The sequence below is a fragment of the Streptomyces sp. S6 genome, assembly GCF_054880855.1.
Genome location: NZ_JBTYMC010000250.1, coordinates 1 through 9,808, shown reverse-complemented (window position 1 = coordinate 9,808; position 9,808 = coordinate 1). Strand labels below are relative to the sequence as shown.

The window sequence follows — 9,808 nt, the reverse complement described above, 5'->3', positions numbered from 1 at the left end:
GTCGTCGATCTTCACGTACAGTGCGGTCACGAGGGTGTTCAAGTTCGTCGTCACAAACGATCATGAACACCCTCTCTTCGTACCCGCAGGCATTCGGAAAGACTCGTCTAGCGTCTGACCCGTGGCAGCGAACTGCACGATCATCAACACCGGTCTCGGCCGGGGCGTCACGTACTCCGTTCGGATGCGTCGCGACCCCGGAACCCTGACCGGTCCGGGACGCGACACCCGCTGACGGCTGAGCCGCCGGGTCGTCCTGTTTTCCCGCACGCCTGAGAGGCGTGTTCATTTCCTGTCTTCCGGTCGGGGTCACGGCTGCCCGTTCCCCAAAATCCCGGAAGACAAAGGACGTTGGCCATGGCCGCCCGCCCCTCTCCCGTCGCACGCGCGCTCTCCCAGAACTTCCTCGCGGACCGCGCCTCGGCACGACAACTCGCCCGGCTCGCAGTGCCGTTCCCCGGCAGAACCCCGCTGATGCTCGAAGTCGGCGCGGGGAAGGGCGCGTTGACGGAACACCTCGCCCCGCGCTGCCATGAGCTGCGCGCGTACGAGATCGACCCGAGGCTCCTGCCCGGACTGCGATCCCGCTTCGACGCGACGCCACAAGTCACCGTGATCGGCGGCGACTTCCTCACCTCGCAGCCACCCCGGACACCGTTCTCCGTCGCCGGGAACGTGCCCTTCTCCCGTACGGCAGCCATCGTCGACTGGTGCCTGACAGCACCCGCTCTCACGGACGCCACCCTCATGACCCAACTGGAGTACGCCCGCAAACGCACCGGTGACTACGGGAGTTGGACGCTGCTGACGGTACGGACGTGGCCCCGGTACGAGTGGCGGCTGGTCGGGAGGGTGGCGCGGACCCGGTTCAGGCCGATGCCCCGGGTGGACGCCGGGGTCGTACGGATCGAGCGGCGCCCGACGCCTCTGGTGGAGCCGGCGTCGTACGCGCGATGGGGGGAGTTGGTCGAGGCCGGGTTCTCCGGGGTCGGGGGATCGTTGCACGCGTCGTTGCGGAGGGTCTGTCCCCGGCGGCGAGTCGACGCGGCGTTCAGGGCGGCCGGGCTGGAGCGCGGTGTGCTGGTGGGGGCGGTGACGCCCGGGGAGTGGCTGCGCCTGTTCGAGGTGGTGGGCTAGGGACACCGGAGGGCCCGTCGACTCTCCCCGGAGTCGACGGGCCCTCGGACCGGTTCGGTTCACACCTTCAGCGGCGTCCTGTGCTCCTCCGGCGGAGCGATCGCCTCGGCCGACTCGTCATGCGTCATGTCCGGCATCCACCGCAGCCACTTCGGCAGATACCAGTTCCGCTCCCCGAGCAGCGCCATCACGGCCGGCAGCAGCACACCCCGGATGACCGTCGCGTCGATCAGGACGGCAGCCGCGAGGCCGACACCCATCTGCTTCATGGACTGCATGGACAGCGTCCCGAAGATCGCGAAGACGGCGACCATGATGACGGCGGCGCTGGTGACGACACCGGCGGTGGTGACGACGCCGTGGGTGATGGCGTCCCGGGTGGTGCGGCCCCGCATCCGGGCCTCGCGGATCCGGGAGACCACGAACACGTGGTAGTCCATCGAGAGGCCGAACAGGATGACGAAGAGGAACAGCGGCAGCCAGGTCACGATGGCCCCGACCCCCTCCGCGCCGACCAGCGAGGCACCCCAGCCGTGCTGGAAGACGGCCACGAGGATCCCGTAAGCAGCCCCCACGGAAAGGAGGTTGAGGGCGATCGAGGTGATCGCGACGGTGAGCGAGCGGAACGACAGCAGCATCAGGAGGAAGGCGAAGACGACGACGAAGGCGAACACCGGGGCGACGGAGCCCACGAGTTGCTCGTTGAAGTCGTGCGATCCGGCCACCTCACCGGAGATCGGCGCCTGAACTCCCGCCACCTTGCCCAGCGTTGCGGGCCGCACCTCGTCGCGCAGCTTCACCAGGCTCTTGCCGGCCTCGTCCAGATCGGAGCCGCCGACCAGCGGGACGTACACGTAGGCCAGGTTCTGCCGCTGGTGCACCTTGATCTCGACCGGGCCGCGCGAGGCACCCGACGCGACCGCCTCCGCCTTGAACTCCTCCAGCGCGGACCGGACTTCGGGGGCGGAGATGTCCTTCGCCTTGACGACGACCTCGGCCGGACCGGTCCCGCCGGGGAACGCGTCGTTGACGCGCACGTACGTCTGGACGATGGGCAGCCGGTCGCCGAACTCCTGCTCCAGCGTCAGGTTCTGCGTCTTCATGCCGAGCGCGGGAGCGGCGATCGCGAGGAGCGCACCGCCCGCGACGGCCACCGACACCCACGGCCGGGCCAGCACCCGCTTGAGGACGGCCGACCAGAACCGGTTCTCGCCGTTGCCCCGGGACCGGCGGCGCAGGAACGGCACCCGCCCCTTCTCGACCCGCTCCCCGAGCAGCGACAGCAGCGCGGGCAGCACGGTGACCGAGCCGACCATCGCGACGGCGACGACCATCAGGGAGGCCAGGCCCATCGCCTCGAACTCGGCGAGCCCGGTGAACAGCATGCCCGCCATGGCGACACACACGGTCACCCCGGAGACGACGATCGCCCGGCCGCTCGTCGCGGCGGCGATCCGCAGCGCGGTCTGCGCGTCCCGCCCGGCGTCCCGCTCCTCACGCTCCCGGCGCAGGTAGAACAGGCAGTAGTCGACGCCGACGGCGAGCCCGACCAGCAGCATCACCGAGTTGGCGGTGTCGCTCATCGGCTGGAGGTGGCTGACGAGGCCCATCAGACCCATCGTCGCCGCGATCGCGGTGAGCGCCAGCGCCACCGGCAGCAGCGCCGCGACCAGCGCGCCGAACGCGATCAGCAGGATGCCGAGAGCGACGGGGACGGCGGAGTACTCGGCCTGCTTGAAGTCGTCGCCGAACGCGTCGGAGAACGTCTTCTTCATGCTGGCGGAGCCGATCTCCTCGATCCGCAGCGTGTCGGCGTGCTCCTTCTGGACGCCGGCGACGGCCTTCAGTACCGGCTCGACCCGGTCGCCCGCCGTGTCGGCCTTGCCCCGCATGTCGAACTGGACGAGCGCGCTGCGTCCGTCCTTCGAGATCGTCTTCGTGTCGTACGGGGACGTCACGCCGGTCGCCCGGCCGGACTTCTCGACGGCCGTGATCACCGCCTGTACGGCCTTTCTGAACTCGGCGTCGGTGGCTTTGAGTTCACCGCCCTTCGCCTGCACCAGGACGGTCTCGCCCGCCGGTTCCTCGATGCCGGAGTCCTTGATGATGGTCGCGGCGGTGCGCACCTCGCCCTTGAGGCCGTCCCCGTCACCGACGTTCACCTGGCCCGCCGCCGAGCCGAGCCCCATCGCCAGGACGACGAACAGCACCCAGATCCCCACGGCCGCCCATCGGTGGCGGGCGCTCCACCCCCCGGCGCGGGCGGCGAAGCCCCGCACCCTCACGTCTGCCTTGCCCATGACCGGCCATCCCCCTCGGGTCGGGCGACGACCCGCTGCCATCACCTGTGTATCGAAGGTATGGCGCCGATAAGGACCGCTCCTCGTGCTGACCGGTGAAGTCACGGCCTGCGAACTCATCCCGATGGACCTCCCGCCCTCGTCACCGGGGAGGACCCCTGCCCCCTACACACATGGGGGACGAACCCCGCCCGCCTCAGGGACGCGCCACCCCGACCAGCCCGGACGCCCCTCTAGGGTGACCTCATGACGACGACGTACGCCGCCCTCCTGCGCGGCATCAACGTGGGCGGCCACCGCAAGCTCCCGATGGCCGACCTGCGCACCCTCCTGGAGGGCCTCGGGCACGGCGGTGTCCGCACCCACCTCCAGAGCGGCCAGGCCGTCTTCACCGCATCAGGCGGCGACGAGACCTCCCTCGCCGCCGAACTGGAGGCGGCCGTCGAGAAGCGCTTCGGCTTCACCGTCGACGTCCTCGTCCGCGACCACACCTACCTCCAGGCCATCGTCGACGCCTGCCCCTTCCCGGCGGCCGACCTCCAGCCCAAGCAGCTCCACGTCACCTACTTCTCCGCCCCCGTCACCCCGGACCGCTTCGCCGAGATCGACCAACCGGCGTATCTCCCCGAGGAGTTCCGCCTCGGCGACCGCGCCCTGTACCTCTACGCCCCCGACGGCCTCGGCCGCTCCAAGCTCGCCGAACAACTCGCCCGACCCCGCCTCACGAAAGGCCTGATCGCGACGGCCCGGAACTGGAACACGGTCGTGAAACTGGCCGAGTTGACCTCACCCGAGCCCCAGCCGTAGCAACTCCTCGCCCGACAGACGTACGGCCCCGGCGGCCAGGTTCTCCTCCAGATGCCCGAGCGACCCCGTCCCCGGCGTCGGGCACAGCACCGGCGACCGGTGCAGCAGCCAGGACAGCGCGACCTGACTCGCCGTCACCCCCTGTGCCGCGGCGACGCTTTCGCACTCCGGGTCGCCCGCCAGGGCACCGTTCCCCAGCGGGAACCACGGCAGGAACGCGATCCCCCGTTCCTCACACATCGTCAGAAGCCGCTCGGAGGACCGGTCCCGCAGATTGAACCGGTTCTGCACGGACGCGATCCGCGTCGACTCCAGCGCCTCACCGAGCTGCTGCGGCGTCACCGTGTCCAACCCCACCAACCGGATCTTCCCCTCGCCCCGCAACTCGTCCAGCACACCGAGCTGTTCGGCGAGCGGGACGCCGGGGTCGATCCGGTGCAACTGGTACAGGTCGATCCGCTCGACCCGCAGCCTCCGCAGACTCCCCTCACACATCGCCCGCAGCCGCTCCGGCCGCCCGTCGACGTGCCAGGCCTCGGAACTCGTCCGCACCACCCCGCCCTTGGTGGCGATCACCAGCCCCGCCGGATACGGGTACAGCGCCTCGGCGACCAGTTCCTCGGCGACATGAGGCCCGTAGTTGTCGGCCGTGTCGATCAGCGTCACCCCGCGCTCGACGGCCCGCCGCAGCACGGCGACCGCGTCCCGCACGCAGCCGCGCGGACCCCAGTAGCCGGGCCCGGTGAGCTGGGCGGTGCCGAAGCCGAGGCGGCGGACGGGGAGTTCGCCGCCGAGGTCGAAGTACTCCCGAAAACCACTGGTCACACGAGAGACCCTACGCTCGTCCCATGCGTTACGTCATCATCGGAGCGGGTGCCGTCGGCGGCACCATCGGCGGCCGGCTCGCGGGCGCCGGACGGGAAGTCGTCCTCGTCGCGCGCGGCGCGCACAAGGCGGCGATCGAGGAACACGGGCTGCGACTGCACGTCCCGGAAGGGGAGTTGACATACCGGCTGCCGGTCGTCGACGGGCCGCAGGCGCTCGGTGAACTGCGCGCCGACGACGTACTGATACGTGGTGCGCGGCCGGGCCGCCGCCGTCCTGGGCCACGACGAGCCGACGGGCATCGCCGCCGGACGGCCCTTCAAGGACCTCGGGTTCGACTCGCTCACCGCGACCGAACTCCGCAACCGGCTGAACGCGGCGACCGGCCTGAAACTCTCCGCCACCCTCGTCTTCGACCACCCCACCCCGACCGCCCTCGCCGAGCACCTGCGCGCCGAACTCCTGGGCGCCGCCCCGCAGTCGACCCCGAACACGGTCCGGGCCGTCGACACGGACGACCCGCTGGTCGTCGTCGGCATGGCCTGCCGCTACCCGGGCGGGGTGCGCGGCCCCGAGGACCTGTGGGACCTGCTGGCCGAGGGCCGGGACGAGATGGCCGACTTCCCCACCGACCGGGGCTGGAACGCGCTGAACCTGTACGACCCCGGACAGGGGGCCACGCTGGACGGGCAGGGCGCGTTCCTGTACGACGCGGGGGACTTCGACGCCGAGTTCTTCGGGATCTCGCCGCGTGAGGCCCTGTCGATGGACCCGCAGCAGCGGCTTCTGCTGGAGACGTCGTGGGAGGCGCTGGAGCGGACCGGGATCGCCCCGCACTCCCTGCGCGGCTCCCGCACCGGCGTGTTCGTCGGCGGCACCCCGCAGGAGTACGGCGCCCTGCTGATGAACTCGGCCGCGCTGGCCGGGGGTTACGCGCTGACCAGCTCCTCGGGCAGCGTCATGTCCGGGCGGGTCTCCTACGTCCTCGGACTGGAGGGCCCGGCGGTCACCGTCGACACCGCGTGCTCGTCGTCGCTGGTCGCCCTGCACCTCGCCGGGCAGGCGCTGCGCGCGGGGGAGTGCGATCTCGCGCTCGCGGGCGGTGTCACCGTGATGGCCACGCCGGGTTCGTTCGCCGAGTTCGCCAACCAGGGCGGCTTGTCCTCGGACGGCCGCTGCAAGGCGTTCGCCGACACCGCCGACGGCACCGGCTGGGGTGAGGGCGTCGGGATCGTCGTCCTCGAACGCCTCTCGGACGCCCGCCGCAACGGGCACCGGGTGCTCGCGACTGTGAAGGGCTCGGCCGTCAACCAGGACGGTGCCTCCAACGGGCTCACCGCGCCGAACGGTCCGTCGCAGCAGCGGGTGATCCGGGCCGCGCTGGACAGCGCCGGGCTCACCCCCGGCGACGTGGACGCCGTCGAGGCGCACGGCACCGGGACGAGGCTCGGCGACCCGATCGAGGCGCAGGCGCTGCTGGCGACCTACGGCAGGGGGCGGGATCCGGAGCGGCCCCTGTGGCTCGGGTCGGTGAAGTCGAACATCGGGCACACGCAGTACGCGGCGGGTGTCGCCGGGGTCATCAAGACGATCCTCGCGATGCACGCGGGCGTCCTGCCGCGCACCCTGCACGTCGACGAGCCCACCCGGCAGGTCGACTGGTCCTCGGGCGGCGTGCAGTTGCTGACGGAAGGGCGGGAGTGGCCCTCGGTCGACCGTCCACGCAGGGCGGGGGTCTCCTCGTTCGGGATCAGCGGCACCAACGCCCACGTGATCCTGGAGCACACACCCGAGCCCGAGCCCGAGTCCGTCGAGCCGGACGCCGCCGTGCCGCTGGTCCCCTGGCTGCTGTCCGGGGCCACCGAATCCGCTCTGCGCGACCAGGCGGCCCGCCTCCACGACCACCTCGACCCCGGCGCCACCCCTGTGGACGTCGCCCGCTCCCTCGCCACCACCCGCAGCCCCCTCACCCACCGCGCCGCCGTCCTCGCCGACGCACCCGACACGTTCCTCGCCGGGCTGCGCTCCCTCGCCGAGGGCACCCCGAACGGCGACGTCCTCACCGGCACCGCCCGCGAGACCCCCCTCGCGGTGGTCTTCCCCGGCCAGGGCTCGCAGCGCGTCGGCATGGGACGGGACCTGTACGCGCGCCACCCCGTGTTCGCGGCGGCCTTCGACGAGGTGTGCGCCGCGTTCGAGGGGCTCGCGCTGAAGGAGGCAGTGTTCGAGGGCACCGCAGCGGACGTCGCCGGGACCGGGCTCGCCCAGCCCGCCCTGTTCGCCGTCGAAGTCGCCCTGTACCGGCTGCTGGAGAGCTGGGGAGTGCGCGCGGACCTGCTGCTCGGGCACTCCGTCGGGGAGCTGGTCGCCGCGCACGTCGCCGGGGTGTGGACGCTGCCCGACGCCTGCCGGGTGGTCGCCGCCCGCGCGCGGCTGATGCAGGCGCTGCCCGCCGGGGGCACGATGGTCGCGGTGCGGGCCGCCGAGAGCGACGTCATCGGGGTCCTCGCGACCTGCGCGGACGCGGGTGACGTGGGCATCGCGGCCGTCAACAGCCCCACCGCCGTCGTCGTCTCCGGTCCCGAGGACCAAGTGCGGGCCGTCACCGCCGAGTTCGTCGGGCGGGGCTACCGCGTCAAGGGGCTCGCGGTCAGCCACGCCTTCCACTCCGGGCTGATGGAGCCGATGCTCGCCGACTTCGCCGCCGAGCTGGCGCGGGTCGAGTTCCACGAGCCGCGCCTGACCGTCGTCTCGAACGTCACCGGTGGCGCGGCCACGGCCGCCGAACTGTGCTCGCCCGCCTACTGGGTGCGGCAAGTTCGAGGCTGTGTGCGGTTCGCGGACGGCGTGCGCACCCTCCTCGACCGGGGCGCGCGGACGTTCCTGGAGGCCGGTCCCGGCAGCGCCCTGACCGCCATGACGGAGGAGACCGCCGGTGAGCACGTCACCGACGCGGTGACCTGCGTGGCGGCGCTGCGTTCGGCGGACCGCACGGAGGGCGACGCGCTCACCACCGCCGTCACCCGGCTCGCCCTGGCCGGACACTCGGTGGACTGGGCCGCCTACTACGCCGACGACGACGCCCGCACGGTCACCCTGCCCACCTACGCCTTCCAGCACCGCAGGTACTGGCTCAAGGTGCTCGGCGCCGCCCCCCAGGACGCCACCGCCCTCGGTCTCGACGCCGCCGGCCACCCGCTCCTCGGCGCCGTCACCACCCTCCCGGAGACCGGCGGACTGCTGTTCACCGGCTCCCTCGCCACCGACCGGCACCCCTGGCTCGCCGACCACGCCCTCGGCGGCACCCCGATCCTGCCCGGCACCGCGTTCCTCGAACTCGCCCTGCACGCGGGCCGGTACGCCGACTGCGACCGGGTGGAGGAACTCGTGGTCCACGCGCCGCTCGCGGTCACCGGCACCACCGCCCTGCGCATCGGCGTGGCCCCCGCCGACCCCGCCGGCCGACGGACCTTCACCGTCCACGCCCGCACGGAGGGACCCGGCGCCGAGTGGACCCGGCACGCCGACGGAGCCCTGACCCCGGCCACCCCGACCCCGGCCGTCACCGAGGCCGCGTGGCCGCCACCGGGCGCCGAGCCGGTCCCGCTGGACGACTTCTACCTCGCCACCGCACAGCGCGGCCTGGAGTACGGCCCCGCCTTCCACGGCCTGACCGCCCTGTGGCGGACGGACGGCGCCTTGCACGCCGAGGTCGCCCTGCCCGAGCACCTCACCACCGAGGACGACGGCCACCTCCTGCATCCGGCGCTCCTCGACGCCGCCCTCCAGCCGCTCGCCCTCGGCGTCCTCGCGGCCCAGGGAGCGGACGCCGTGCCGGTCCCGGCGGGGCTGCCGTTCGCCTGGTCCGGGGTGAGCCTGCACGCCTGCGACACCCGCGCACTGCGGGCCACGCTCACCGCGGCCGACGACGGCACGGTCGCCGTGCACCTCACCACGCCTGGCGGACAGCCCGTGCTGGACGTCGACGCGCTGACCCTGCGCACCCCCAGCGTCCCGCAGGCCCAGGCCGCCGACCTGTACCGCCTCCAGTGGCAGCACCTGCCCCTCCCGGCCGCCACGGACCGGGACGGCTGGGCGCTGGTCGGCCTCGACCCGAGGCAGCTGCGTCCGTCCCTGGCCGCCACCGGCCGCGACGTCGTCCCCTACGCGAACGCCCGCGTCCTCGCCGACGCGCTGGCCTCCGGCGCCCCCGCCCCCGCCGTCGCCCTCGCCTGGTGCGACACCCCGGACGGCACGGACCCCGTCGCCGGCGCCCACACGCTTGCCCGCGAGACGCTGGCGCTGCTTCAGGAGTGGCTGGGCGACGAGCGGCTGACAGACATTCCGCTGACGCTGGTCACTCACGGCGCGGTCGCCGTCGGACCGGACGACGCCTTTGTGGATCCGGCGCGGGCCGCCGTCTGGGGTCTCGTGCGTGCCGTGCAGAGCGAGCACCCCGGCCGGGTGATCCTGGTCGACCTCGAAGAGACGGCCACAGCGCTCACCGCCCTCCCGGCCGCCCTCGCCGGTCGGGAACCCCAACTGGCGCTGCGTGCAGGGGCCGTCCACGTGCCCCGGCTCACCCGGCTGCCGGCCGCCGAGGACACCGGGCCGGTGTTCGACGCCGACGGCGCCGTCCTGGTGACCGGCGCGACCGGCGGGATCGGCGCCCGGGTCGCCCGTCACCTGGTCGAACGGCACGGTGTGCGGCGGCTGTTGCTCACCGGGCGGCGTGGCGC

At 72.7% G+C, this 9,808-nt stretch carries 4 protein-coding genes and 2 pseudogenes; 4 read left to right on the top strand and 2 right to left on the bottom strand.

What is annotated here, in order from left to right; translation table 11 throughout:
- Nucleotides 1-357 precede the first annotated feature (357 nt).
- On the top strand, nt 358-1,137 hold the full coding sequence (gene erm, locus ACVNF4_RS26780; protein WP_461805438.1) for an ErmE/ErmH/ErmO/ErmR family 23S rRNA (adenine(2058)-N(6))-methyltransferase: 780 nt from the start codon (nt 358-360) through the stop codon (nt 1,135-1,137).
- Between the two features lie 59 nt (nt 1,138-1,196).
- Here the strand turns inward: erm and ACVNF4_RS26775 are convergent, their stop codons facing one another.
- Nucleotides 1,197-3,437, bottom strand: a complete 2,241-nt coding sequence (locus tag ACVNF4_RS26775; protein WP_461805437.1) for an MMPL family transporter — start codon at nt 3,435-3,437, stop codon at nt 1,197-1,199.
- A 246-nt stretch (nt 3,438-3,683) separates the two neighbouring features.
- Here ACVNF4_RS26775 and ACVNF4_RS26770 point away from each other — a divergent pair, with 246 nt between their 5' ends.
- The gene (locus tag ACVNF4_RS26770) at nt 3,684-4,244 is read left to right on the top strand and encodes a DUF1697 domain-containing protein (protein ID WP_461805436.1); all 561 of its coding nucleotides are present in this window, start codon (nt 3,684-3,686) and stop codon (nt 4,242-4,244) included.
- On the opposite strand, the gene ACVNF4_RS26765 is transcribed toward ACVNF4_RS26770, so the two are convergent.
- Nucleotides 4,224-5,069: an aldo/keto reductase gene (locus ACVNF4_RS26765; RefSeq protein WP_461805435.1), complete on the bottom strand. Its 846-nt coding sequence runs from the start codon at nt 5,067-5,069 to the stop codon at nt 4,224-4,226. The two genes, ACVNF4_RS26770 and ACVNF4_RS26765, sit on opposite strands and share 21 nt — an antisense overlap.
- 23 nt (nt 5,070-5,092) lie before the next feature.
- Between ACVNF4_RS26765 and ACVNF4_RS26760 the strand changes: the two are divergent.
- Together ACVNF4_RS26760 and ACVNF4_RS26755 are read left to right on the top strand one after the other, a co-directional pair.
- Nucleotides 5,093-5,317: pseudogene (locus ACVNF4_RS26760) on the top strand (2-dehydropantoate 2-reductase N-terminal domain-containing protein); the annotation flags it as partial.
- Nucleotide 5,318: 1 nt separating this feature from the next.
- A pseudogene (locus tag ACVNF4_RS26755) lies at nt 5,319-9,808 on the top strand (type I polyketide synthase); the annotation flags it as partial.

What these genes read in the sequence shown, in the direction of transcription:
- ACVNF4_RS26770 (WP_461805436.1), top strand. Translation starts at nt 3,684, where the DNA reads ATGACGACGACGTACGCCGCCCTCCTGCGCGGCATCAACGTGGGCGGC.
- erm (WP_461805438.1), top strand. Translation starts at nt 358, where the DNA reads ATGGCCGCCCGCCCCTCTCCCGTCGCACGCGCGCTCTCCCAGAACTTC.
- ACVNF4_RS26775 (WP_461805437.1), bottom strand. Translation starts at nt 3,437, where the DNA reads ATGGGCAAGGCAGACGTGAGGGTGCGGGGCTTCGCCGCCCGCGCCGGG.